The organism is Streptomyces sichuanensis, from assembly GCF_020328095.1.
GTDB lineage: Bacteria > Actinomycetota > Actinomycetes > Streptomycetales > Streptomycetaceae > Streptomyces > Streptomyces cinnamoneus.
Genome location: NZ_JAIXMK010000093.1, coordinates 16,216 through 40,314 on the forward strand (window position 1 = coordinate 16,216; position 24,099 = coordinate 40,314).

General features: G+C 72.6%; 18 protein-coding genes and 1 pseudogene. 11 read left to right on the top strand and 8 right to left on the bottom strand.

Annotation, left to right across the window (positions count from 1 at the left end; all coding sequences use genetic code 11):
- Positions 1-180 precede the first annotated feature (180 nt).
- From LE181_RS23915 to LE181_RS23930, 4 genes are all read left to right on the top strand, one after another.
- Positions 181-1,308 (top strand): L,D-transpeptidase family protein, encoded by a 1,128-nt coding sequence (locus LE181_RS23915; RefSeq protein ID WP_225663547.1) that lies wholly within the window; start codon positions 181-183, stop codon positions 1,306-1,308.
- A 726-nt stretch (positions 1,309-2,034) separates the two neighbouring features.
- A complete protein-coding gene (locus LE181_RS23920; protein ID WP_225663548.1) occupies positions 2,035-3,522 on the top strand; it encodes an amino acid permease in 1,488 nt (495 codons plus the stop codon).
- A gap of 187 nt (positions 3,523-3,709) precedes the next feature.
- A complete protein-coding gene (locus LE181_RS23925; RefSeq protein ID WP_225663549.1) occupies positions 3,710-5,083 on the top strand; it encodes a cryptochrome/photolyase family protein in 1,374 nt (457 codons plus the stop codon).
- A 131-nt stretch (positions 5,084-5,214) separates the two neighbouring features.
- Positions 5,215-5,979 carry a PLL family lectin gene (locus LE181_RS23930; protein ID WP_225663550.1) on the top strand — a complete coding sequence of 255 codons (765 nt, stop codon included), beginning with the start codon at positions 5,215-5,217 and terminating at the stop codon, positions 5,977-5,979.
- A 25-nt stretch (positions 5,980-6,004) separates the two neighbouring features.
- Here LE181_RS23930 and LE181_RS23935 read toward each other — a convergent pair whose 3' ends face one another.
- Both LE181_RS23935 and LE181_RS23940 read right to left on the bottom strand, forming a co-directional pair.
- Complete coding sequence (locus LE181_RS23935) at positions 6,005-7,549, bottom strand: type 1 periplasmic-binding domain-containing protein (RefSeq protein ID WP_225663551.1); 1,545 nt, start codon at positions 7,547-7,549, stop codon at positions 6,005-6,007.
- A gap of 47 nt (positions 7,550-7,596) precedes the next feature.
- Positions 7,597-9,576, bottom strand: coding sequence for a hypothetical protein (locus LE181_RS23940; RefSeq protein ID WP_225663552.1), 1,980 nt, complete (start codon positions 9,574-9,576; stop codon positions 7,597-7,599).
- A 479-nt stretch (positions 9,577-10,055) separates the two neighbouring features.
- Here LE181_RS23940 and LE181_RS23945 point away from each other — a divergent pair.
- A pseudogene (locus tag LE181_RS23945) lies at positions 10,056-10,439 on the top strand (phosphatase PAP2 family protein); the annotation flags it as partial.
- A 42-nt stretch (positions 10,440-10,481) separates the two neighbouring features.
- Here LE181_RS23945 and LE181_RS23950 read toward each other — a convergent pair.
- From LE181_RS23950 to LE181_RS23960, 3 genes are all read right to left on the bottom strand, one after another.
- Entirely contained in the window at positions 10,482-11,165 is a 684-nt protein-coding gene (locus tag LE181_RS23950; RefSeq protein ID WP_225663553.1) for a response regulator, read from the bottom strand.
- A gap of 7 nt (positions 11,166-11,172) precedes the next feature.
- Positions 11,173-12,600 (bottom strand): sensor histidine kinase, encoded by a 1,428-nt coding sequence (locus tag LE181_RS23955; RefSeq protein WP_372458476.1) that lies wholly within the window; start codon positions 12,598-12,600, stop codon positions 11,173-11,175.
- A gap of 63 nt (positions 12,601-12,663) precedes the next feature.
- Positions 12,664-13,887 (bottom strand): MFS transporter, encoded by a 1,224-nt coding sequence (locus LE181_RS23960; protein WP_225663554.1) that lies wholly within the window; start codon positions 13,885-13,887, stop codon positions 12,664-12,666.
- 209 nt (positions 13,888-14,096) lie between these two features.
- Between LE181_RS23960 and LE181_RS23965 the strand changes: the two genes are divergently transcribed.
- The 4 genes from LE181_RS23965 (at position 14,097) to LE181_RS23980 (ending at position 18,400) form a co-directional block, all read left to right on the top strand.
- Positions 14,097-15,713, top strand: a complete 1,617-nt coding sequence (locus tag LE181_RS23965; RefSeq protein ID WP_225663555.1) for an APC family permease — start codon at positions 14,097-14,099, stop codon at positions 15,711-15,713.
- Between the two features lie 35 nt (positions 15,714-15,748).
- A complete protein-coding gene (locus tag LE181_RS23970) occupies positions 15,749-16,360 on the top strand; it encodes a phosphoribosylanthranilate isomerase (protein ID WP_225663565.1) in 612 nt (203 codons plus the stop codon).
- A 111-nt stretch (positions 16,361-16,471) separates the two neighbouring features.
- The gene (locus tag LE181_RS23975; RefSeq protein ID WP_225663556.1) at positions 16,472-17,557 is read left to right on the top strand and encodes an alpha/beta hydrolase; all 1,086 of its coding nucleotides are present in this window, start codon (positions 16,472-16,474) and stop codon (positions 17,555-17,557) included.
- A 30-nt stretch (positions 17,558-17,587) separates the two neighbouring features.
- The gene (locus LE181_RS23980; protein WP_225663557.1) at positions 17,588-18,400 is read left to right on the top strand and encodes a maleylpyruvate isomerase N-terminal domain-containing protein; all 813 of its coding nucleotides are present in this window, start codon (positions 17,588-17,590) and stop codon (positions 18,398-18,400) included.
- A 37-nt stretch (positions 18,401-18,437) separates the two neighbouring features.
- Here LE181_RS23980 and LE181_RS23985 read toward each other — a convergent pair whose 3' ends face one another.
- Together LE181_RS23985 and LE181_RS23990 are read right to left on the bottom strand one after the other, a co-directional pair.
- The gene (locus LE181_RS23985; RefSeq protein WP_225663558.1) at positions 18,438-19,805 is read right to left on the bottom strand and encodes an alkaline phosphatase; all 1,368 of its coding nucleotides are present in this window, start codon (positions 19,803-19,805) and stop codon (positions 18,438-18,440) included.
- 85 nt (positions 19,806-19,890) lie between these two features.
- Positions 19,891-20,124, bottom strand: coding sequence for a hypothetical protein (locus LE181_RS23990; RefSeq protein ID WP_225663559.1), 234 nt, complete (start codon positions 20,122-20,124; stop codon positions 19,891-19,893).
- Positions 20,125-20,368: 244 nt separating this feature from the next.
- Between LE181_RS23990 and LE181_RS23995 the strand changes: the two genes are divergently transcribed.
- Together LE181_RS23995 and LE181_RS24000 are read left to right on the top strand one after the other, a co-directional pair.
- Entirely contained in the window at positions 20,369-21,625 is a 1,257-nt protein-coding gene (locus LE181_RS23995) for a serine hydrolase domain-containing protein (RefSeq protein ID WP_225663560.1), read from the top strand.
- A gap of 189 nt (positions 21,626-21,814) precedes the next feature.
- Positions 21,815-22,921, top strand: a complete 1,107-nt coding sequence (locus LE181_RS24000; RefSeq protein WP_225663561.1) for a PP2C family protein-serine/threonine phosphatase — start codon at positions 21,815-21,817, stop codon at positions 22,919-22,921.
- Between the two features lie 6 nt (positions 22,922-22,927).
- On the opposite strand, the gene LE181_RS24005 is transcribed toward LE181_RS24000, so the two are convergent.
- Positions 22,928-24,099: FG-GAP repeat domain-containing protein (locus LE181_RS24005; RefSeq protein WP_225663562.1), on the bottom strand; the 1,172-nt coding region annotated here is incomplete at its 5' end.

Sequence of the window (24,099 nt, forward strand, 5' to 3'; positions counted from 1 at the left end):
TCTTTCTCCGTGCAACCGTACAAGCGTGCAGATCATCTGTAGTGGTGTGGTGGGGGGCGTCGCCGGGCCGTACCGGCGGCGGAGGCTGTGACCCGCCGCGACGTTTCGTCACTGCAAGAAAGGTCGACTCACGTGCACGTCGGATCGGGCCGTCGCTCCGTCCTGTTGGCATCCGCCCTCATGGGTTCCTTCGTCCTCACCGCCTGCTCGGGGGGCTCCGGCGGCGCCGATGCGGGCGCGGAGGCCCGCGTCACCGTCACTCCCGCCGACGGCAAGGAGGTCGCGCTGGGCTCGCCGATATCCGTCAAGGCCGACGGCGGGCGGCTCACCGGTGTGGAGGTGAAGGACGACAAGGGACAGAAGGTCACCGGCCAGCTGGCCGCCGACGGTTCGTCCTGGACCTCGGACACCAAGGTGGGGCCGAAGACGACCTACACCGTCCGCTCCACCGCGAAGGGCGGCAAGGACGGCAAGGGTAAGGAGTCGTCCTCCTCGGCCACCTTCACCACCCAGCAGGCCCCGAAGGTCAACAAGCTCACCAACCAGCCCGGCAACGGCCAGACCGTCGGCACGGGCATGCCGGTCTCGATCCTCTTCGACCACAAGGTCGACAAGGGCAAGCGCGCGGAGATAGAGAAGGCCCTCAAGGTCACCACCGAGCCGAAGGTGGAGGGCGCCTGGGGCTGGGTGACCGACTACTCCGGCCAGGACCGCATCGACTGGCGGCCGAAGGACCCGTGGCCCACCGGGACCAAGGTCTCCGTCAACGGCAACCTGACCGGCATCGACTCCGGCGAGGGCGGCTGGTTCGCGCGCAACTACGACTTCGGCTTCTCCATAGGCGCCGACCGCAAGGCCGTCATCGACGTGCCGGCCCACGCCCTGACCATGTACGAGAACGGCAAGCCCGTCGGCACCATCAAGGGCTCCGCGGGCTCGCCCGTCGACCCCACCCGCGGCGGCATCCACACGGTGCGCAGCAAGAACGCGGACGAGGTCATGGACTCGGCCACCATCGGCCACGGCAACGAGTGGATGCTGGCCTCGAAGTGGGTCACCCACCTCACCGCGTCCGGCACCTTCCTGCACTCGGCGCCCTGGAACAACTCCATCGGCGTGGAGAACAACAGCCACGGCTGCTTCGGCATGACCACGAGCGACGCCAAGAAGGTCTACGACTTCCTGCTGATCGGCTCCACCGTCGAGGTCAAGAACACCACCAGCACCAAGAAGACCGACGTCGGCAATGGTCTGGAGGTCTGGCAGGAGAGCTGGGAGCAGTGGCAGAAGCGCTCCGCCGTGAAGTGAGCACCTCCCGCACCGCCTGACCGCCTCCTCGTGCCCCCGCTCCTCCCGACGCCCTGACCGGCGCCGGGAGGAGCGGGGGCACGGTGCTCTCCCCACCCCCCGAAAGTTGATCTCCGCGGGGGCCCCTTCAGGCCCCGACGAAGCCCGCTGTGGTCTATGTCACCCCAGGTCAGAGGGGTGGTTACCGCTCGTTACCCGCTCTCCGGCGCGCCAGGTGCCGACGGCCCCGTGGTCACTGGGGAGTCGGCCCGTGTGCAGGATGAACCGGGTAAGACCCGACCTCCCCCCGAGCCCCTGACCAGCGCGTATCAGCGCGTACGCAGGGCAAAGTCAAATCCCCGTGAACTCTTGACGCCGCCCTTACGCGCCTCACACCATTCACGGCATGGACTCAACCGACCGGCGACCGCGCTTAGCTCCCAGGAGCTGACCCGCACCCCGCCCCTTCCCCGGTCGGCCAGGCTTCGGGGCCTGGCCTCCCCCAAGACCGTCCCCGGGGGAAACGGGGCACGCCCGTCCCAGCTGAATCCACATTCCCCCGAAACCCGCCCGGGAGCAGGCGTCGCCAGCCGGTCCCGGGTACCGGGCCCACGTCGAACGGCCTCCCGCGCCCGCGGGTGACGATCACGCATGCCGTGACCCGTCCGCCGCGCGCGCAGGAAGCCATCTGGCACCACCGACAGAAGGCCCGGTCCTGCACCCCCTCCAAAGAAGGCGAAGACACACATGAGTGACCGCACCCTTACTGCGGCCGACACCGAGACCGGCGTCTCCGCCCCGGCATCGACGTCCACGCACGTCGACGCCGGTGACGCCGGCTACAGCAAGGACCTCAAGTCCCGCCACGTGAACATGATCGCGATCGGCGGTGCCATCGGTACCGGTCTGTTCCTCGGCGCCGGTGGCCGTCTCCACAACGCCGGCCCGTCCCTCTTCATCGCGTACGCGGTCTGCGGGCTCTTCGCCTTCTTCGTCGTCCGTGCGCTCGGCGAGCTGGTGCTCTACCGCCCCTCCTCCGGCGCGTTCGTCTCGTACGCCCGTGAGTTCATGGGGGAGAAGGGTGCCTTCGCCGCCGGCTGGCTCTACTTCCTGAACTGGGCCACGACCGGCATCGCGGACATCACGGCCGTCGCCACCTACACCCACTACTGGGGCATGTTCAGCGACATCCCTCAGTGGGTGCTCGCCCTGATCGCCCTCGCCGTCGTCCTCACCGTGAACCTGATCTCGGTGAAGTACTTCGGTGAGATGGAGTTCTGGTTCGCGATCATCAAGGTCGCCGCCATCACCATCTTCATGGTCGTCGGCATCTTCCTGCTGGCCAGCCAGCACAAGATCGGTGACAACACCCCGGGCCTGGCCAACATCATGGACCACGGCGGCATCTTCCCCACCGGTGTGGTGCCGATGCTGATGGTCATCCAGGGTGTCGTCTTCGCCTACGCCTCGGTCGAGCTGTGCGGCGTCGCCGCGGGTGAGACCAAGAACCCCGAGAAGATCATGCCGAAGGCGATCAACTCGATCATGTGGCGTGTGGGCCTCTTCTACGTCGGCTCGGTCATCCTGCTGGCGCTGCTGCTGCCGTTCACCGAGTACGTCGCCGGCGAGAGCCCGTTCGTCACCGTCCTGTCGAAGATCGGCGTGCCGTACGCGGCCGGCGTGATGAACCTCGTCGTCCTCACCGCGGCGCTGTCCAGCCTGAACTCGGGTCTGTACTCCACCGGCCGCATCCTGCGCTCGATGGCCATGTCCGGCTCCGCGCCGAAGTTCACCGGCCTGATGAACAAGGGCCAGGTCCCCTACGGCGGCATCCTGCTCACCGCGTTCTTCTGCGTCCTCGGTGTCGGTCTGAACTTCGTCGTCCCGGCGGACGCCTTCGAGATCGTGCTGAACTTCGCCGCGATCGGCATCATCGGCACCTGGGGCATGATCATGGTCTGCTCCCTGCTCTTCTGGAAGCGCTCGCAGGACGGCCGGGTCACCCGCCCCGGCTACAAGCTGCCCTGGGCCCCGTACACCCAGATCGTCACCCTGGTCTTCCTGGCCGGCGTGCTGGGCATCATGGCCTCCGACGAGGGCGCGAGCCGCACCACCGTCATGTGCCTGCCGCTGATCGTGGCGGCGCTGGTCGGCGGCTGGTTCCTGGTCCGCGGCAAGGTCGCCCGCATCCAGGGTGAGGCCGCGCTGCAGCAGGCCGGGGCCGAGAAGGAGTAACCCCGCCGCACCGCACCGATCCGACGAAGGCGCCCACCCGGCACGACCGGGTGGGCGCCTTCGCGCTGCCCGCCCCCCGGCCCGCCGGCCGACGGGTCCACCACGCGGAGCAGCGCATCGGCTACGCTGCGTGCAACCCCGTCCGCCCCGCACGGCCCGGAGCCGCCATGCACCCGCGCCAGCACCGGTGAGCACCGCCGTCGCCCTGTTCACCGCGGACCTGCGGGTGCACGACAACCCCGTCCTGCGGTCGGCGCTCGCCACGGCCGGGCAGGTCGTGCCCCTGTTCGTCGTGGACAGCGGGGTGGCCGCCGCCGGTTTCCTCGTGCCCAACAGGGCCGCCTTCCTCGCCGACGCCCTCGCCGCCCTCGACGCCGCCCTGCGGGACCGCGGCGGACGGCTGGTCCTCCGCCACGGCGACGTGGCCGAGGAGACCTGCCGGGTCGCCGAGGAGACCGGCGCCCCCACCGTCCACGTCGCCGCCGGACCCAGCGGCTACGCCGCCCGCCGCGAGAGCCGCCTGCGGACGGCCCTGGGCCGCGCGGGGCGCGAGCTGCGCGTGCACGACGGCGTCGTCACCGCCGTGGCCCCCGGGGCGGTCGTCCCCTCCGGCAAGGACCACTACGCGGTCTTCACCCCGTACCTCCGCCGCTGGCAGGCCGAGCCCGTCCGGGACGTGCTCCCGGCACCCCGCGCGCTCACCGTCCCCCCGCTGCGGTCCGACGCACTGCCGTCCGCCGCGGCACTGGCCCCCGGCACGTCGTCACCGGCCCTCCCGGAGGGCGGGGAGAAGGCCGGCCGCGAGCGGCTGCGCCGCTGGGAGGCCGGGCCCCTGGACGCCTACGCCCGGCAGCACGACGACCTCCCCGCCGACGGGACCTCGCGGCTCTCCCCGTACCTGCACTTCGGCTGCCTGTCACCGGTCGAGGTCCTGCACCGGGCCCGCCGGCACGGCGGCGCGGGCGCCGACGCCTTCGTGCGCCAGCTCGCCTGGCGCGAGTTCCACCACCAGATGCTCGCCGCACGCCCCGACGCCGCACGCCACGACTACCGCCCCCGCGGCGACCACTGGCGGCACGCCCCGGAGGAGGTCGCGGCCTGGCGCGAGGGACGGACCGGCTATCCGATCGTCGACGCCGGCATGCGGCAGCTCCTGCACGAAGGCTGGATGCCCGGCCGGGCCCGGCTGCTCGCCGCAAGCTTCCTGACCAAGACCCTCTACGTGGACTGGCGGGTCGGCGCCGCACACTTCCTGGACCTGCTGGTCGACGGCGACGTCGCCAACAACCAGCTCAACTGGCAGTGGGCCGCCGGCACCGGCAGCGACACCCGCCCCCAGCGCGTCCTCAACCCCCTCACCCAGGCCCGCCGCTTCGACCCGCGGGGCGACTACGTGCGCCGCTGGGTGCCGGAGCTCGCCGGCATCGAGGGCGCCGCGGTCCACCGCCCGTGGCTGCTCCCCGCCGCCGCACGCGACGGCCTCGGCTACCCCGGCCCCGTCGTCGACCTGGCCGAGGGCCTGGCCCGCTTCCGGCGGGCCCGCGGCGAGCCGACGCCCTGATCCGGTCCCCGGCGGCCGGCGCCGGACCACGGTGCTCTGGTCAGTCCCGGTCCCGTGGGCAAGGATGTGCACCGCCCGTCAGGATCGATCGGGGAGGTTCGGCGATCGTGTACCGAAGACCGTTACGAGCAGTGCTGAACAGCGTGATCACGGTGGTGCTGGCGTGCGGGGGAGCGGCGGTCACCGCTCCCGCTGCCCGGGCCGCCACCCCCTGCACGACCGACGCCGGCGGCCCCGGCCGTCCCGACCGGGCGTCGGGCGAGATGGTGTCGGTGTCGCGGGGCGACGGCCGCACCGACCAGTTCCAGCAGTTCTACGACGAGCCCGGCCCCGCCTCGTACCTGCCCTTCCTCTGGCACCGGCAGCAGGACGAGCCGGGCGGTGCCTACGGCCCGTGGGAACGCGTCAGCGGCACCGCCGTCGGCCCGAAGCTCTACCAGGTGATCCCCGTCGCGAACGGCACCGGCCGCCTTGAGGTGTTCTTCTCCTCCCGCGGCGGCTTCTGCCACACCGTCCTGGACCCCGACGGCGACGGCTGGAGCCCGGCCGAGGGCTTCGGACTGAGCCCGGCGCCCTACCACGGCGGCCTCTACCTCTTCCGCGGGCGCGACGGCAGACTGCACGCCTTCGCCTCCGCCACGGGGGCCGACGCGATGCAGGTGCGCACCGAGGACGCCACCCGCCCCGACGGCTGGGGGCCCGTGCGGGGCATGGGCAAGCTGCCCGACCCCTACGCGGGCCTCGGTTCGCCCACCTCGGTCACCCAGTTCACCGACGGGCGGCTGCGCATCGTCGCCCGCGAGTGGAACCGCGACCGCTCCTGGCAGATCACCGAGGACGAACACGCCGAGTCCTGGGGCCCGTGGGAGCTGTGCGCCCGCAAGGACTGCGCCTGAGCCGTCCCCGCAGGCCCACCCCGGCTCAGGGCGTCCGGTACGCGGGTTCCGGGCGCCCGTCGGCCGGAGGAACCTGGATCATGGGCACGGGTTTGTTGTGCGGCCAGCCCGCCGAGTGGTCGTCGAAGCTCAGGTCACCGCTGGCGAGGGCGACCCGGCCCGCGTCGTGCAGGTTGGTGATCTGCAGATAGACGGTCTCGACGTCGGGGGCCGCACGGCCGGTCTGGGCGGTGACCATGCGCGTCGCCAGGACGGCGACCTGCACGGCGTCGTGGTGCATGATCGCGTAGCCGTCGCTGAGCGCCGCGTCGGGGAACTTGAGCTCCTTGAAGCTCTGGTAGAAGGGCTTGAAGCCGGTCGGCGCCTCGACGCCCTTGACCCACTGCTCGGCGGCGGCTGCGGAGGCTTGGAGAATGGTGATGCCGCTCCCCTTCAGCAGGTTCATCACCTGGCGGGCCTGCTGCACGGCGCCCGTCGAGCCCGTCGCGATGGTGACGGGCCTGGTGTGGCCGCACTGGCCGCGCGTCGAGAGGGCCTTCACCAGACCGGGCAGGTCGCGGCCGCGGCCCGCGTACAGGACCAGCTCCGACTTGGTGTGGCAGATGTTGTTGAGGGCGTTGATGAAGAGCCCGGGCTCGCCCTCCGTGTTGTTGCCGGTCGTCCCGACGAAGGAGACGCTGCGGTTCTCGATGTACTCCGGGAACGTCTCGTCGAAGGACTTCCGCATCGTCTGCACGTAGTTGTCGTTGCGGCTGTCGAACACCAGGTACCCCTTGCGCTGGTCGGCGGGCAGCTTGTCCAGGCGCTGCCGCAGCGCCCTGGAGTAGTCGGAGTTCGACGGCGAGACCTTGAACAGGCGCTTGGCGTCGAGGTCGGTGGCGGTCAGGACGGCGCCGATCGAAGGGATCTTCCGCTTGCTGAGCTCCTCCGCGGCGGCCTGGGTGTCGGGGATGCTGATGCCCAGGCCGGCCACGGCGACCAGGGGATGGCTGCCGCCGGTCAGCCCGGCCAGCTGCTCGACCACCGGCCGCCACCGGTCCTGGTGCTTGCCCTCGCTGGCGAGGAGCAGCTGGATCTGGGGCGTCGTCCCGTGGACGCCGGGGGAGTCCTGCGACAGGCCGGGGCACACGTTGGCCCGGCACTGGGCGGTGTAGGCGCCCTCCAGACTGCTCTTGATCTCCTCGATGGGCAGGGCACTGGTGTCACTCGTCGTCAAGGGCGTCAGCAGGGCGACCTTGACGTAGGGGACCCGTCGCTTGCCGGCCTCCGGCTTCTCCCACTGGTCGCGGACCCGCTGGTTCTCCTTGGCGATCCTCTCGGTGATGTCCTTCAGCTGGGGATCGAACGCGAAGTGCGTCTCGTCCATGACGCCGATGCACTCCCGCTCCGGCCCCGATCCGTTCCAGACCAGGTTCGGCTCCCCGTCCGTGCACCGCTCGGCCTCGTCGGCCCGTTGCACCAGCCACAGGGAGCCCCCGGCGACGAGGGCGGCGACGACGACGAGGACGCCGATCCCCAGCCACCCCTTCCACCACGGGCGCAGTTCGTCGGGTCGTGGACTCACGGGCATGATCGGGCTCCTTGCCGGCCGGACAGGCGGGGGATGCGGTGCGGTGCTCACATGTACTTCGCGGCCTCGTGCCGGAGCCCGACCCTGCGCGGGTCGGAACGCAGGGCCAGGTCCTGGAACATCGAGCTGATGGTGAGGTTGAGCTCGGGCCGCGCCCGCGGCAGCCGGTTGCGCGGGTCGGTCGCCAGCCACAGGGAGGTCACGAGGACGGTCAGGGCCCGCCGTCCGGCGAACGAGCGCGGGGCGAGCGCGGCCGCGAGCCGGTCCGCCCGCAGGGTCGCCGTCAGCCCGGGCAGCACCGGTTCGCGCAGGGGTGCGGCGGTGATCGCGTACAGCTCGTACAACCACGCTTCCGTGCGGTCGAGTTCCCCCAGCTGCCCGGCGAGGTGGTCGACGACGTCGTCCAGCCGGCCGAGGGCGAGGGCGTGGTAGAGCACGTCGAGCGGATGGCCGTGCTGCAGGTGCCACGTCCTTAATCGTTCGTGCACCGCCTCCCACTGCTGCGGCGAGCGCGCCAGCTCCTGGCAGAGCAGCAGCCGCAGCCACGGGTGCAGGACCGGACCACCGGGCAGCGGCCTGGGGTGGGAGTCGTCCAGATAGCCCGAGCCGCGGCCGCCGCGCGCCCCGGCGTCCTGGGGCACGGGATCCACCAGCCACAGCCGGGTGCCCATGGCGCGGGCCAGGGTGCTGCTCGTGTGCAGGGAGAAGGTGTCCAGCAGGCCGGCGTCGCACGCGGAGTCGAACGCGCGGGCCGCGCAGCACGCCACCAGCGCGGCCCGCTGATCGTCGGTCAGTTCCTGGAGGACGTCCGCCAGCACCGCGACGTCGAGGGGCGGCCCCTGCGCTGTGCCGTCGGCCGAGGCGCTCGCGGAGAGCAGCCCGCGCAGCAGCGCCTCGGGGTCCTCGCGCCCCACGGCGCGCGCAGCGGCGTCGAGCAGCCGTTGCGCGCTCCAGGGATGACCGCGCGTCAGCTGGTGGACGAGCCCGGGCGCCTCCGGCAGGCGCTGGGCCACGGACGCACCGAGCTGCGAGACCTCGCCGGCGGTCAGGTCGCGCAGCTCCACGCAGTACCAGCGCCACGACGTGTCCGGGGGAGGATCCGGCACGGCCTGCACCCAGCCGGCGTACGAGCTCGCCTCGGGCGCGTGGATCACCACCCCCGCCGGGCCGGGCGCGAAGGGGCCGGGAATCTTCCCGGTGTCCGAGGCGGTGGCCACGACCAGGAGCGGGTCGGGCCCGTCGGCGACGTCGCGGAGCTGCATCAGCAGGTCGAGGAAGTCACGGCCGCCGTCGGCGTCGATGTTGTCCAGCAGCACCACGCAGTTGCGGTCGCGCCTGCGGCGCGCGTACTCGCCACGCAGGTCCGCCAGGAACGCCGCGCACAGCCGCCGGTCCACCGAGGCCCGGTCGATGGGGGCGTTGCTCTTGCTGAGCCGGTTGAGGGCGACGAGTTCGTGGAGGGCGGTGTGCGGTCCGGCGTACCACACGAGCGCGGTGCGCCGGGCGAGGCCGAGCGGCAGGCGCGGTGGATGCCGGATCAGGCCGGCCAGCAGGCCGACCCCCGGAATCTGCAGCAGATTGAGGTCCTGCAGCAGCACCGCCGCCTCGGCGGCGTGGTCGGCGACCGCCGAGCTGTCGCGCGCCTCCTGCAGCGAGCGGCGCAGCTGGCGGCCGGCCCTCCTGGAGTCGTTGGGGTCCAGGGAGAGCGCGGGGTCCACCGCGACCAGGCCGAGGGTGAGCCGGGGAAAGAGCAGCGCCGGCTGCCGGGCGAAGCGGTGCGAGAGGCCGTAGGCCAGCAGACCGGCGATCTCGTGGGGCCGGCGGGGCGCGGCCGAGCCGAAGTCGTAGAGGGCGTGCGGCCGGTGGGAGCCGAGGTACCCCAGCCACTCCAGGGCCGTGCTCTTGCCGCTGCCCCGCTTGCCGACCAGCACCAGGACCGGCAGCCCGGGGCCGCCCTGATCGCCGCGCCCTCCCTGCACCCGGCTGCGGCATTCCTGGTACAGCGCCTCGATGCCCTGGATCCCCACGGGCCGTGTGAATGGTTCCCGCACGCCGTTCGCCCCCCTTGCGCCGGCGCACGGCACGGCGCCGACGGTTACAGAATGCTGGCACGCGAGTGCGCTCCGCGCGACGGTCCGGACGAGATCCGGTGGCTCGTTCCGGGTCAACCCCGACGAACGTCAGGGGCAGGGGTTGCCCTTCGGGTCGGGTGTCGCCGATTTCCCGTCCATAGGTTCGACGCATGGAACACAGAACGATTCGTGAAAGCCGCCACCACGAGCCCCGGTGGCGCCTGCCGGCCGCCGCCGGAGTGCTGGCCGCGGCAGCCGCGGTGCTGTGGTGGGCCGCACCGGGCGGTGCCGCCGGTACGGGCGCGGTGCGGGTGACCGCCGGGGCCTCGGCGTCGGCGTACCGCTCCGTCGCGGGAGCCGCCGCCGACGCGCCGGGCTGGGCGGGCTCGCTGCTCGGCCTGGCCACCGAGGGCACGCTGGTGGTGCTCGGCCTGATGCTGGTGTGGACGGGCTGGACGGCCCTGCGCCGACGCGACGAACGCACCGTCGCGGGTGTGCTGCTGGCGGGGGTGGGCACGGTGACGGCCTACGCGGTCAGCGAGGCCCTGAAGGTGACGGTCGACGAGGAGCGCCCCTGCCGCGCGCTGCGCGGCGTCACGGCGATCGAGCCGTGCCCGGAGGTGGGGGACTGGTCGTTCCCCAGCAACCACGCGACCCTCGCCGCCGCGCTCGCCGTGGGCCTGGCCATGGTGCGCCCGCGGCTGGCCGCCGTCACCCTGCCCGTGGCCGGTCTCGCCGCGCTACTGCGCGTCGCGGTGGGCGTGCACTACCCGCACGACGTGCTGGCCGGCGCCGTGCTCGGCGGGGCCGTGGCGGCAGCGGCCCTGCTGGCCCTGCTGCCGCTCGCCGTCCGGCTGGCGTCAGGGCTCGGACGGCTCCGGCGGGGGAGTCATGCCCGCTTCGTGGGCGACGACGGCCGCCGCGGCCCGGTTGTCGACGCCCAGGCGCGCCAGGATCGAGCTGACGTGGGCCTTGACCGTCCCTTCCACCACGTGCAGCCGCCGCGCGATCTGACCATTGGTCAGCCCGGCGCCCAGGTGACACAGCACGTCCCGTTCCCGGGCGGTCAGGGCGGCGACCCGCTCGCGGGCGGTGGCGCGCCGCCCGGCGGCGCTGCCGGCCCCGGTGGCCGCCAGATGGGCCACCACCCGGGCGGCGACCTTCGGTGACAGGTAGGCGGCGCCCCCGGCCACCGCATGGACGCCCGCGATCAGTTCCTCGGGCGCACCGGACTTGACGAGGAAGCCGGATGCGCCGCCCGCCAGCGCCCGCAGGATGTAGTCGTCCTCGCCGAACGTCGTCAGCATCACGACCCCGGTGTCCGGCGCGAGGTCGCGGATGCGGGCGGCGGCCTCGATGCCGCCGGTCCGCGGCATCCGCACGTCCAGCACGGCGACGTCCGGGCGGTGGAGCCGGACCAGCTCCACCGCCTCGTACCCGTCCGCGGCCTCCGCGACCACGTCCAGTTCCGGGTCGGTGGACAGCACGGCGCGCACCCCGGCGCGGATCATCGGTTCGTCGTCGGCGACCAGGACGCGGATCATCGTGGGCTCACTCCTTGAGCACGGCGAGGGTGAGCAGCCGGCCGTGCTGGAAGCAGAGTTGGTACGCGTCCCCGGAGGCGTCCACGAACCGGTCGGCCGTCACCGCGTAGTAGGCGCACTCGATCCCCCGCCCCTTCGGTTCGGCCGCCCGTGGCCGGTACGGCAGCTGACGGGCCGGCAGCAGTCCCGCAACGTCCGAGCGATTCTGCCCCACGTGCAGCGCCGCGTAGTGGGCGGGGTCGAGGACCGACTGCGAGAGGGTCAGCGACCCCCACACCGTCAGGGCGCCGGTGAGCACCACGGTGGCCAGCACCGGCACGACGACCGCCGCCGCCAGGGCCCGCCCGGCCCGGCGGCGTGCCCGGCGGTGCTCCGGTGGCAGGGCGGCCGGGACGCCCGCGGGGGCGGGCGGCTGCCCGGTGGGGGTGTGCGGCAGCCGTGCGGTGACGGTGAAGCCGCCGTCGCCGCGCGGGCCGTGGGTGAACGTTCCGCCGGCCAGCCGCACCCGCTCGTCCAGGCCGACCAGACCGCGGCCGCCCCCGGGCAGCGGTCCCGCCGCAACGGTGCCCGCCGGCGGTGCGGCGTTCTCCACCGTCACCACCGTCTCGGTGGCCGTGTGCGCGACGTGGACCCGCGCGCTCGCCCCCGGCGCGTGCTTGGCGACGTTGGTCAGCGCCTCCTGCACGACACGGTGCGCCGCCCGCTCGACCACCGCCGGCACCTCGCCCGCCTCCTCGCCGGTGTGCAACGCCGTCTCCAGGCCGGAGGCGTTCGCGCCCTCGACCAGCCGCGCGATGCTGAAGTCCGCGGGTCCCGCGGGCGCCTCCTGCGTCTCCTCGCGGAGGATGCCGATCACCTCGCCCAGCCGCTCGACCGCGGTGGCCGCCCGCGCCCGCACGTCCTCGGCGGCCGCGCGGTGTGCGTCCGCCAGGCCGGGCGCGAGCTTGAGCGCCCCGGCCGAGAGCGCGATCAGGCTGAGGTCGTGGCCGAGCGCGTCGTGCATGTCCTGCGCGATGCGGGCCCGTTCGCGCAACCGGGCCTGCTCGGCCACCAGCCGCTGCTCGCGTTCGAGGTGCTCCGCGCGGGACCAGCCGGCCCGTACGAGCTCCTGGTACTGGCGCCAGACGCGGCCCGCCAGCCAGGGCAGCAGGGCGGCGCCGATCACCATCGCCACGAAGCGGGTGCCCAGCCCCAGCAGCGTCGGGACGTTCACCACCGCGGCCGCCCCCGCCACGACCAGGACGCTCAGGGCGGCCGCCATCGGCCAGGTCCGCCCCGAGCGGTGGCCCGCGAGGAAGGCGGCGGCCATGGCCGGCAGGGCCCACCACAGGCTCGTCAGGCTCAGCCCGGTTGCCGTGGCCGCGACCACCGCGAGCAGGACTCCCAGGTCACGCCGGGCCGCGGACCCGCTCTCCGTTGTCGTCGTTCCGTGCACGGGTGCACGGTATGCGGCCGTCCCGGGGCCCCGCGGCGGGGCCCCGGCAGGGGCGACACGCCGTCAGGAGGCCGCGGGGGCCCCGCGTGTGGCCCGGGCGCGGCCGGCCACCGCGGTGAGCAGGGCCAGGGAAGCGGCCGTGGCCGGGACGGCGAAGCCGGCGGCCGCCCCGAGGTGCTCCACGCTCCAGCCGCCCGCGGCCGACCCGGCCGCGATGCCGGCCAGCAGCCCGGTCACCGCCAGGGTCATGCCCTCGTTCAGCCGGTCCTGCGGCGTCGTGCCCTGGACCAGGCCCATGCCGGTGACCATGGTCGGCGCGGTCGCCATGCCGGCGACGAGGAGGGCGCCGGCCAGGGCGAGCAGGCTGCCGGTGCCCGCCGCGACGAGGGGCAGTAGGGCCAGGGCGGCCATGCCGGCCAGACAGCGCCGGAAGCGGGCACCGGCCGGACCCGCCGGGCGGGCCAGCCCGTACAGCAGCCCCGCCGCACAGGATCCGGCCGCCTGCAGGGCCAGCACCGCGCCCGCCGCCCCCCGGTGCCCCTGCTCGTCGGCGAAGCCGATGGTCGCCACCTCCAGCGAGCCGAAGAGGGCACCGGTGCAGACGAAGACGGCCAGCAGCAGGGCCAGGGCCGCATTGCCGCGCAGGAGGGAGCCCGAGGAGGACGGGCGGGGGGAGAGCGGGGGTTCGGTGCGGCGCTGGGCGGCGAAGAGGACCGTGCCGGTCAGGAACGTGCACGCGCCGACGAGGGTGCCGGCCTCCGGGAAGAAGGTCGTGCACAGGAAGGCGGCGAGCACCGGACCGAGCATGAAGCACGCCTCGTCGACGGCCTGTTCGAAGGAGTTCGCGGTGTGCCGGGCCGCCGCGTCGTCGCGGAAGAGGTGCGCCCAGCGGGCGCGCGACATGCCGCCGGTGTTGGGCGTGGTCGCGGTGGCGGCGTACGCGGCGAACAGCGTCCACGCGGGCGCGTCGTACCGCACGCACACCACCAGGCCCAGCGAACCGAGCACGGCGACCGAGGCGGCGGGCACCGCCACGCGGGCCTGGCCGTGGCGGTCCACCATGCGGGCCGTCCACGGCCCGACGACCGCGGTCGTCGCGAGCCCGGTCGCCGTGACGGCCCCGGCGAGCGCGTACGACCCCCGGGCGGCCGAGATCATCAGCACCGCGCTGACGCCGAACATCCCCATGGGCAGCCGTGCGAGCACGTTCCAGACGGTGAAGGCGGCCGCACCGGGGACGGCGAAGAGAGCGGCGTAAGGGCTGCGCGAAGGAGGGGCGGAAGACATGCCCCCACCCTCGTTGCGGCCGGGGCCCGCGGTCCAACACCTGATGAGCACCCATTGACGCACTCCCGTTGTCAATCCGCAGGCTTCGCCTCCCGCAGGTGGGGGTACGGCCCTGCGCGCCGCACCCCCCGACGGGCGAGGGCGCCGACCCGGACGGAATACGTTGGTCCGAGCGTCGGCCGGAAACGGGACACCAGGAGGACCACCTCATGTCGGACCATCAGATTCCGGTGGAGGCCGCGGCCCCCGAGGAGGCCGTGCAGGAACGACGGCTCCACCGGGACCTCGGCTTCTGGGGCCTGACGGCGATCGGCTTCTCCAACATCGTCGGGTCCGGCTGGCTCTTCGCCGCCCTCTACGCCTCCCGGACGGCCGGACCCGCGTCCCTGCTCACCTGGGTCGGCGCCGGCGTGCTCTGCGGGCTCGTGGCGCTCGTCATGGTCGAACTCGGCGCCTCCCGCCCCGAGGGCGGCGGGACGGTCCGCTGGCCGCTGTACACCGGCGGCCGGCTGGTCGGCACGCTCATCGGCTGGTCCGTGCTGCTCTCGGTCGGCGGCACCGCGGCCGAGATCAGCGCGATCATGCAGTACGCCGACCACTACCTGCCCGGGATCTACGACGGCCGCACGCTCAGCGCCACCGGCCTCGGCCTCGCCGTCGCGCTCAGCGTGCTGCTGACGACGCTCAACTGGTTCGCGGTACGGACGTTCGCACGGCTGAACACCCTCGTGGCCGTCTTCAAGATCGTCGTGCCGGTGGTCACCGTCATCGCCCTGTTCGCCTCCGGGTGGCACGCGGGACGCCTGACCGACCACGGCGGATTCGCCCCCTACGGCTACGCGGCCTGCCTGTCCGCGCTCGCGGGCGGCGGCATCGTCTACTCCGTCAACGGCTTCCAGGCCCCGCTCGACTTCTCCGGCGAGACCCGCAACCCCCGCCGCACCATCCCCGCCTCCGTCCTCACCGGCATCGGCCTCGCCCTGCTGATGTACCTGGCCCTGCAGCTGGCCTTCCTGTTCACCGTCCCCGAGGACCTGCTCGGCGACGGCTGGCAGGGCGTGCACTTCGACTCCCCGTTCGGCCAGCTGGCGCTCGTCCTCAACCTGCACTGGCTCTCCAGCCTGCTCTACGCCGACGCGGTCGTCTCGCCCGGCGGCTCCGCCTACGTCGGTGTGGCGCTCAACGCCCGCCACACCTACGCCCTGGCCAAGAACCACACGCTGCCCCGGACCTTCATGCAGGTCGACCGCCGCTCCGGCATCCCCCACCGGGCGCTCGTCCTCAACCTGGCCGTCATCGTCGTCTTCCTCCTGCCCTTCGGCGGGTGGCAGAGCATCGTCAGCATCATGGGCGACATGTACCTGCTGATCTATGCGGCCTCGGCCGTGGCCGTCGCCGTCTTCCGCGCCGACCCCGGCACGGAGATGGCCGGCTGGGTCCCCGGCCTGGGCTGGATCGCCCCCGTCAGCTTCGTCGTCTCCAGCGAGTTCGTGTACTGGTCGGGCTGGCACGACCTGCGCCTGGCCCTGCCCCTCGTCCTCGCCGGGCTGCTGCTCTTCCTCGTCATGCGGCGCTCCGGCCACGACGGCCGTCCCCTCGCCACCGAGGTGCGCGAGGGGCTGTGGCTGGTCGTCTACCTCGCGGTGCTGACGCTGCTGTCCTGGCTCGGCACGTTCGAGGGCTCCGGCAGGCTGCCCGCACCCTACGACTCGCTCACCGTGGCCGCCGTGACCGCGGCGGTCTACTTCTGGGCGGTCGGGTCGGGTGTCCGGCAGATGAGACGGACGGCACTGCTCGACGGACGGGCCGGCGCGCCCCTGACGTAGGCTTCCCTCACGGCCACGACGAGGAGGCGAGTGAGCTGTTCATCAAGATCTGCGGGCTGCGGACGGCCGTCGACGTGGACGCCGCCGTGAGCGCCGGAGCCGACGCGGTCGGATTCGTCTTCGCCGACAGCCCCCGGCGCATCGAAGCGGCCCCGGCACGTGAACTCGCCGCCCGTGTGCCCTCCCACGTCCTGACCGTCGGGGTCTTCCGGCACCAGCCCCTGGACGAGGTCGCGGCCCTGGCCGCCGCCGCAGGGCTGAGGGCCGTCCAGCTGCACGGCGACGAGGGCCCCGAGTACTACACGGCGCTGGGCGCGGAGGGCTACACCCTGCTGCGGGCGACCGCCCCCGACCCCCAGCAGCCCGAGCGCTGCGGCGCGCTCGGCGAGGACCTCCTGCTGCTGGACGCCCCCGCCCCGGGCTCGGGCAAGGCGTGGGACTGGACCGACCCGCGCTTCGTCCCCCCGCAGGGCCGCTGGATCCTCGCCGGCGGCCTCGACGCCGGCAACGTCGCCCACGCCGTCCGTACGCTCTCCCCCTGGGGCGTGGACGTCTCCAGCGGCGTCGAGGCGAGCCGCGGAGTGAAGGACGCCGCCCTCATCGCCCGGTTCGTCGCCGCGGCACGCGGCGCGAGCGACACCGCCTGACCTCCCCGGCGCGCTGATCCGCCCGCTCTTACAAGGCTCTTAGAGCGCCGCGTCACGCTGCGGTGTCATGGCTACAGCACACGACACCCTCCCCCGGCGGGGAGACGACGGATGACGCACATACCCGACGGAACGCCCCGTCCTCCGGGTCCCGGGCCCGCCGGCCGCCGCTCCTCCGGCGGCAGGCGGTGGGCGGTCGTGGTGACGCTCGCGGTCGCCCTCGGCCTGATCGCCTGGCCGGTCCTCGCCTCCTTCGACGTCTTCTCCGACAAGGGCGACCCGCTCAGCTTCGGACAGGACGACACCGCCACCGGCCGGACGGACGGCGGCGGCTCCGGACCGCTGATGCCGACCGGCCCCAAGGCCGACTTCCGCGTCGCCAACACCCTGGCGGACGGCACGAAGATCGGCGTCGTGACGCTGGACGGCAAGAAGTCCGGCTTCAAGGGCAAGGTGTGGGTCTGGGCGCCCCAGCAGTACGACGACCCCAAGTACGCCAAGAGCGGCTTCCCGGTCCTCATCGCGCTCCCGGGCGGCAACGGCTACCCCGTCAACTACTGGATGGGCACCGACCTCAAGCTGCAGTCCTCGATCGCCGAGTGGTCGAAGGAGGGCAAGAGCCTGCCGTTCATCGTCGCCATGCCGGTCCTGAACGCGGACGACAAGAACTACTACGACGGCAGCGACATCCCCGGCCGGCCCAAGATGGGCACGTGGCTGACCGAGGACGTCCCGGATCTCATCAAGCAGAACTTCCGCACCCTGAAGTCCCGTGACGGCTGGGCCTTCATGGGCTCCTCCTCCGGCGCCTTCGCGGGACTCAAGGCCGTGCTCAAGCAGCCGGGGAAGTTCAAGGCCGTCATCGCCTCCGGCCCCGACATCGTCCCGGACTCCCCGCTGTGGGCCGGCCACGACAAGGAGAAGCGGGAGAACAACCCCCAGCTGCTGGCGCAGCACCTGATCGACGTCAAGGGACCGGACGTCTACCTCGCCTTCCAGGTGGGCACCAAGGAGAAGACGGCCATGGCCAACACGAAGGACTTCCTCTCCGCGTACGGCAACAAGGGCCCCGTCCACACCATGCTCCGGGAGATCCCCGACGGCGAGCACAACGCCAGGACGTACGTGCCCAGCATGGGGCAGGGACCCATCGAGTGGATCAGCAAGCACATGGAAGGCCCCACGCCCTCCGGCTGATCCGGGCGCCGGGTCGGCTACCGTGGCGGCATGGTTCAGCTGAGCTACGAGCGCTACTGCACCGAAATCGTCGCGCAGACCGACCTGCTGAGGGCTTCCGTCGGGGGCGCCGACCCGGCGGCCCCCGTGCCCACGTGCCCCGGCTGGAACCTCGGCCGGCTCCTGCGGCACCTCGGCGGCGCCCACCGGTGGGCCGCCGAGGTCGTGGAGACCCGCGCGAGAGGCCCCGTCCCCGACGACCTCGTCAACGACGTGCCCGAGCGCACCGACGAGGACCCCGGCGAGCTGGACGCCTACCTCGCCGAGGGAGCCGGCCGGCTGGCGGAAGCCCTGCGGGCGGCGGGGCCCGCGGCCCGGGTGTGGACGCCCGTCCCGGGGCAGAGCGAGGCGAGCCCGCTGTTCTGGGCCCGGCGCATGACGCACGAGACCGCCGTCCACCGGGCGGACGCCACCTGGGCGGCCGGCGGGGAGTTCGCCGTGGCCGGGGAGCTGGCCGTCGACGCCCTCGACGAATGGATGGAGTTCGGCACGCTCCCGGAGGTCTTCGAGGCCGCCCCCGGACTGCGGAGGCTGCTGGGGGACGGCCGTCGCCTGCACTTCCGCGCCACCGACACGGCCGGGGAGACGGACGCACAGTGGCTGGCCGGCCTCAGCGGCGAGCGCCTCGCCTGGAGCCGCGGCGGGGGCACGGCCGCGACCGTCGTGCGCGGCCCGCTCACCGGCCTGCTGCTGACCGTCTACGGGCGGGGGCGGCACGGCAGCGGCCGGGACGTGGAAGTCCGCGGCGACACCGAGCTGTTCGCGGTGTGGCAGGCGGGGACGGGCTTCTGGCTCCACGAGTGAGCGCCGCCCCCGCCGGGCCGTCGTCGGCCGGACGCCGTCAGCGCAGGGCGAGCGCGGTGCGCAGGGTGGTGAACAACCCGGTCTGGTCGGTGACCCCGAGGACGCGGTGGGCCTGCGGGCCCTGGGCCGCGATGCGGACCTGCACCCCGGTGTGCTCCTGGCCCCCGCCGCCCGCGTTGGTGCCGTAGCTGACCTTCATCCGGCCGCCCTCGTCGGTGACGAGCGTCGCCGACTTCCCCGCCGGCCGGGAGTCGACCGGCACGATCTGGCTGCTGTGGCCGTGGTCGGCGGTGGTGACGACCAAGGTGTCCGGGTGTGCGGCCGCGTAGGCGCGGGCGACCCGCACGGCACGGTCGAACGCAGCGGTCTCGCCGATCTGGCCGCAGGGGTTCGCCTCGTGGTCCTCCTTGTCGATGGAGGCGCCCTCGACCTGGAGGAAGAATCCCTTGCCCGTGCGGTCGCGGCCGTTGCCCCGTGTGCCGTCGAGGAGTTCGAGCGCCTTGCGCGTCTGGGCCTCCAGACTGGGGGAGCCGGCCGGGCGCTCCGGGTTGGAGGTGACGCACCGCTGGGGTGCCGTGCCGCCGGTGGTGGCCGGCTTGCCGGTCCACTCCGAGGGCTGGGCGTCCGGTGCGAACAGCCCGAGCACGGGCGTGCCCGGCCGGGCCGCCCGCAGTCCGGCGGCGTCGGTCACCACCTGGTAGCCGAGCCGCCGGGCCTGCTGGGTGACGGTCCGGCCCTTGTCCGGCCCCTCGGTGATGGTCTGGTCGAAGACCCGCTTCCCCCCGCCGAGCAGGACGTCGACGCGGTGCGCGACGCTCTGCTCGGCGACGGAACCCGGACCGCCGCGGCCCCGGGTGTCGCCGGGGCACCGCTTCATGTCGGCGGGGCCCTGGCAGCTGCGGTCGGTGACGTGCGCCGCGATCGCGGCGGGTGTGGCGTCGGTGAGCTCGGCGGTGGTGACGCTGCCGGTGGCGAGCCCGTTGCGCTGGGCGAGCTCCAGGATCGTGGGCAGCGGCCGGTCGGTGTCCCAGGTCTTGGACAGGCGGCGGTTGACGGTCTTGTGGCCGGTGGCCCAGCCGGTGGCGCTGGCCGCGGAGTCGGTGACGTAGTCGGGCCGTCCGCGGCCGTCGACGGCGTACGTGGTGTAGGCGCCGGTCATCGGTAACCGGTCCATGTGCAGGCGCCCCCCGGCGCCCACCGTGTAGTTGCGGGCGAGCGTGATCTCGGAGTCGCCCATGCCGTCACCGATCAGCAGGATCACGTTGCGCGCGGTGCCACCGCCGGCCGTCCGGGACGCCGGTTCGGAGGCGGCGGCCCCGGCCGGCACCACGACCCCGGCGACGAGCAGGGCCGCCGCCCCGAGGGCGCGGCGGCGGGGACGTCTTCCGGCTGCCCACATGGTCATGACGCTGAACCTCCCGTGGCCGGTGGTGCAGAAGCAGTTGCAAGCAGTCTGCAACCACTGTCAAGTGGGCCCCGGATGACGCCGGTTACCGCCAGGCTCTCGCCCGTTCCCGGTGGCCGAGCACGGTCGCCAGCACGCCGATCAATGTCAGGGCCTCGGGGCTGAGCCCCGGTGAGCAGACGGCGACGACGACGATGACGACCACGATGGTCAGTGCGTCACAGATCTGGTCCGCGAGGGGGTGCCGGTCGGTGCGGCGCGCGGTGCTCCGCCGCTTTCCCCGGCCCGTCCCCAGTCGGTTCTTCTGTCCACCCTTCACGATCACTCCCCTAACCGTCGTGACTGGGATCCCAACGGAATATGAGCTTCCGCTTAGTCGAACTCTGCAGGTAGCGCAGCGACTAATCAAATACAAAACGGATGTATCACCCGGGTGACGCAACGGTATTGCGACAGCGATTCGGTGGGAAATCTCCTTTTCCCGGCATATACGATCATGATTGGCTGTGGGTCGACAGGGACCAGCGACACCTCAAGTCACCAGAGAAGACGGAGACTTCACCATGGCAGGAAACCGGTTTCTGCGGTCCGTCGCGGCCGTCGCGGCCTCTGCGGCGTTAGTCGCGGGAGCTGCGGCGACCGCCTCCGCCGAGGAGGCGGCGACCGCCCCCGACGCGGCACAGGTGCGCGCGGCGCTGCAGCGCACGGTGAACGCGGGCGCGCCGGGGGCGTTCGCGGTGATCAAGGATCACGACGACCCCGGCCTCGACCGGTCGCTGACCGTCGGCAAGGCCGATCTGAGCGGCACCCCCATGAACGCCGACTGGCGCTTCAGAGTGGGCAGCAACAGCAAGATGTTCGCGTCGGTCCTGGTCATGCGCCTCGTCGAGGAAGGCCGCCTCGACCTGGACAAGCCGCTGCGCGACTACCTGCCCGAGGACACGCTTCCGCTGGGCTGGCGGATGACCGCACGCCAGGTGATGCAGCACCGTGCGGGGGTGTACGACCACACCAACGACCTCTTGGAGCACCCCGGAGAGGAGACCACGGACGTCTACGAGAAGCGCATCCGCAACAACGTCTACGATCCCAAGGACCTTGTGGCGATGTCCGTGAAGCGCGGGATCCAGTACGCGCCCGGCTCCAAGTACGCCTACTCCAATACCGACTTCGTGCTGATGGGCCTCGCCGTCGAGCACCTCACCGGGCGTCCCTACGGCGACGTGCTGCGCGAGCAGATCATCGAACCGCTGAAGCTGAACAGCACGTCCTACGTCGTGCCCGAGAAGGCCATTGCCGGCCCGCACGTCACCGGCTACCTGACCAACGACGACCGGTCCAAGCCGCTGCTGGACTCCACCGAGCAGACGGCCTCCTGGGTCGGCGCCGCGGGGGCGGTCATCTCCACCGCTGCAGACCTCGACCGCTTCCTCACCGCCCTGGTCGCCGGAAGCGCCGGCGGGCTGGTCTCGGACGCGTCGCTGCGGCAGATGGAGAGCGCGCTGCCCACCCCCACGGCGAAGATCGGTTACGGGCTGGGCCTGCGGGAGATCTCCCTGTCCTGCGGCAAGGTGCTCGGCCACGGCGGCATCGTCCAGGGCTACCAGACGCAGTCGTTCACCACGGCCGACGGCAAGCGGACGGTCGTCGTCTTCGCCAACGCCTCCAACAACGGCTCCGTCACCCAGGGCCTGATGGGCGCGCTGGAACCCGCCTTCTGCGGCAAGCGGTCCGCCCCGGCCGCGGACCGGTCCCTGACGACCGGCGGGCACCACGCCCCCGCCGACGCCGTCCCGGCCGTCGAGGACCCGCGGATCTGAGCCCGCCCGGTCCCGGGTCACCGACCCTGCGGGGGCGGCCGCGCACCGTGCGGGGCCGCCCCGGCGGGTATAGCTTTAATTCAAGGATAAATCTTCGGGTTTCGGCCGGGACGCCTCCGGCCCGGGAAGCGGGGAGCGGGCCGGACGTGTCGGGCGGCACCCGGAGCGCCGGGAAGGTAAGCAGGGAGCATGCGCCTTCAGCACCGTCCGCCGGGCCCCCGTCAGCCGTGGCGTCATCGCAGAGCGCTGATCGCCATGCCCTTCGGCGTCATCGCGGCGATCATGGTGCTCGACCTGGTGACCGGCCCGGACATCCACCTGGGACCGCTGCTCGTCGCCGCACCGGCGCTCACCGCGGCCATCGGCGGCGCCCGGCTGACCGCCCTCGTCGGCGCGCTCGCCGTCGCCGGCCAGATCGCTCTCGGACTGGTCTTCGGCCGGGTGGCGACGCCCGACCACCAGGCGCAGACCGTCGCCCTCTTCCTGGCCACCGTCTTCATCGTGGCCTTCCGCATCGTCCACGAACGCCACGAGCAGGCCATGGACCAGGTCCGCTCCGTCGCCGACGCCGCGCAGAAGGTCCTGCTCAGACCACTGCCGCCGCGCATCGGCGAACTGTGCATCGCGTCGGTGTACGTCGCCGCCGAGGCGGAGGCCCAGATCGGCGGCGACCTCTTCGCGGCGGTACGGTCCCGGAAGGGGACACGCGTCATGATCGGCGACGTGCGCGGCAAGGGACTGGACGCCATCGGGGACGCCGCGCTGCTGCTCGGCGCCTTCCGCGCGGCCGCCCACCGATTCCCGCCCCTGCCCCGGCTCGTCGCCCACCTGCACAACACCGTCTACTGGGACGCGGACGGCCCTCCCGGTGAACCGGCGGTGGGGGAGGGCTTCGTCACCGCCGCCGTGCTGGAGATCCACGACGACGAACCCCTGCTGGAGCTGATCAGCTGCGGCCACCCTCCGCCGCTGGTCCTGCGGGAGGGCGGGGTCATCCCCCTGGCGGTGAAGGAACCCGCCCTCCCGCTCGGCGTGGGCGGCGAGCAGTCGGAGCGCGAGTACGCGCCCGAGTCGTTCACGTACCGTGACGGCGATCTGCTGCTGCTCTACACGGACGGAGTCATCGAGGCCCGTGACCCCGGCGGCGTCTTCTACCCGCTCGCCGAGCGGCTCGCCCTCTGGCAGGAGACCGAGCCCGGCCGGCTCGTCCGGCGCGTCCACGAGGACCTCCTCGCCCACACCGGCGGTTCCCTCGACGACGACGTGGCCCTGCTCGCCATCAAACGCTGCTCCTGACCGACGTCACCCCAGGATGTGGACCTCGGTGCTGTTGGTGCCCGTCCGGCTCTTCTTCACGGCCACCAGGTCGGGTCGTCCGTCGCGGTTCCAGTCGGCCACGGAGAACTCGAAGGTGTCGTCGGTTTCGTGCAGTGCGGTGCCGGTCTGCAGGACGAATCGCTGGAAGTTGCTGGCGCCGGAGAGGATGTGGACTTCGGTGCTGTTGGTTCCGGTGCGGCTCTTTTTGATGGCGACGAGGTCGGGTCGTCCGTCGCGGTCCCAGTCGGTGGCGGCGTAGTCGAAGGTGTCGTCGGTTTCGTGCAGGGCCGTGCCGGTCTGCAGGGCGAACCGCTGGAAGTTGCTGGCGCCGGACAGGATGTGGACCTCGGTGCTGTTGGTGCCCGTTCTGCTCTTCTTCACGGCCACCAGGTCGGGTCGTCCGTCGCGGTTCCAGTCGGCCACGGAGAACTCGAAGGTGTCGTCGGTTTCGTGCAGTGCGGTGCCGGTCTGCAGGACGAATCGCTGGAAGTTGCTGGCGCCGGAGAGGATGTGGACTTCGGTGCTGTTGGTTCCGGTGCGGCTCTTTTTGATGGCGACGAGGTCGGGTCGTCCGTCGCGGTCCCAGTCGGTGGCGGCGTAGTCGAAGGTGTCGTCGGTTTCGTGCAGGGCCGTGCCGGTCTGCAGGGCGAACCGCTGGAAGTTGCTGGCGCCGGACAGGATGTGGACTTCGGTGCTGTTGGTTCCGGTGCGGCTCTTTTTGATGGCGACGAGGTCGGGTCGTCCGTCGCGGTCCCAGTCGGTGGCGGCGTAGTCGAAGGTGTCGTCGGTTTCGTGCAGGGCCGTGCCGGTCTGCAGGGCGAACCGCTGGAAGTTGCTGGCGCCGGACAGGATGTGGACCTCGGTGCTGTTGGTGCCCGTTCTGCTCTTCTTCACGGCGACGAGATCGGGGCGCCCGTCACGGTCCCAGTCGGCCAGGGTGAAGGCGAACGTGCCGTCCGTCTCGTGCAGTGCGGTGCCGGTCTGGAGGACGAATCGCTGGAAGTTGCCGGCGCCGGACAGGATGTGGACTTCCGTGCTGTTGGTGCCCGTTCTGCTCTTCTTCACGGCGACGAGATCGGGGCGCCCGTCGCGGTCCCAGTCGGCGGTCGCCGTGGCGAAGGTGTCGTCGGTCTCGTGGAGTGCGGTGCCGGTCTGCA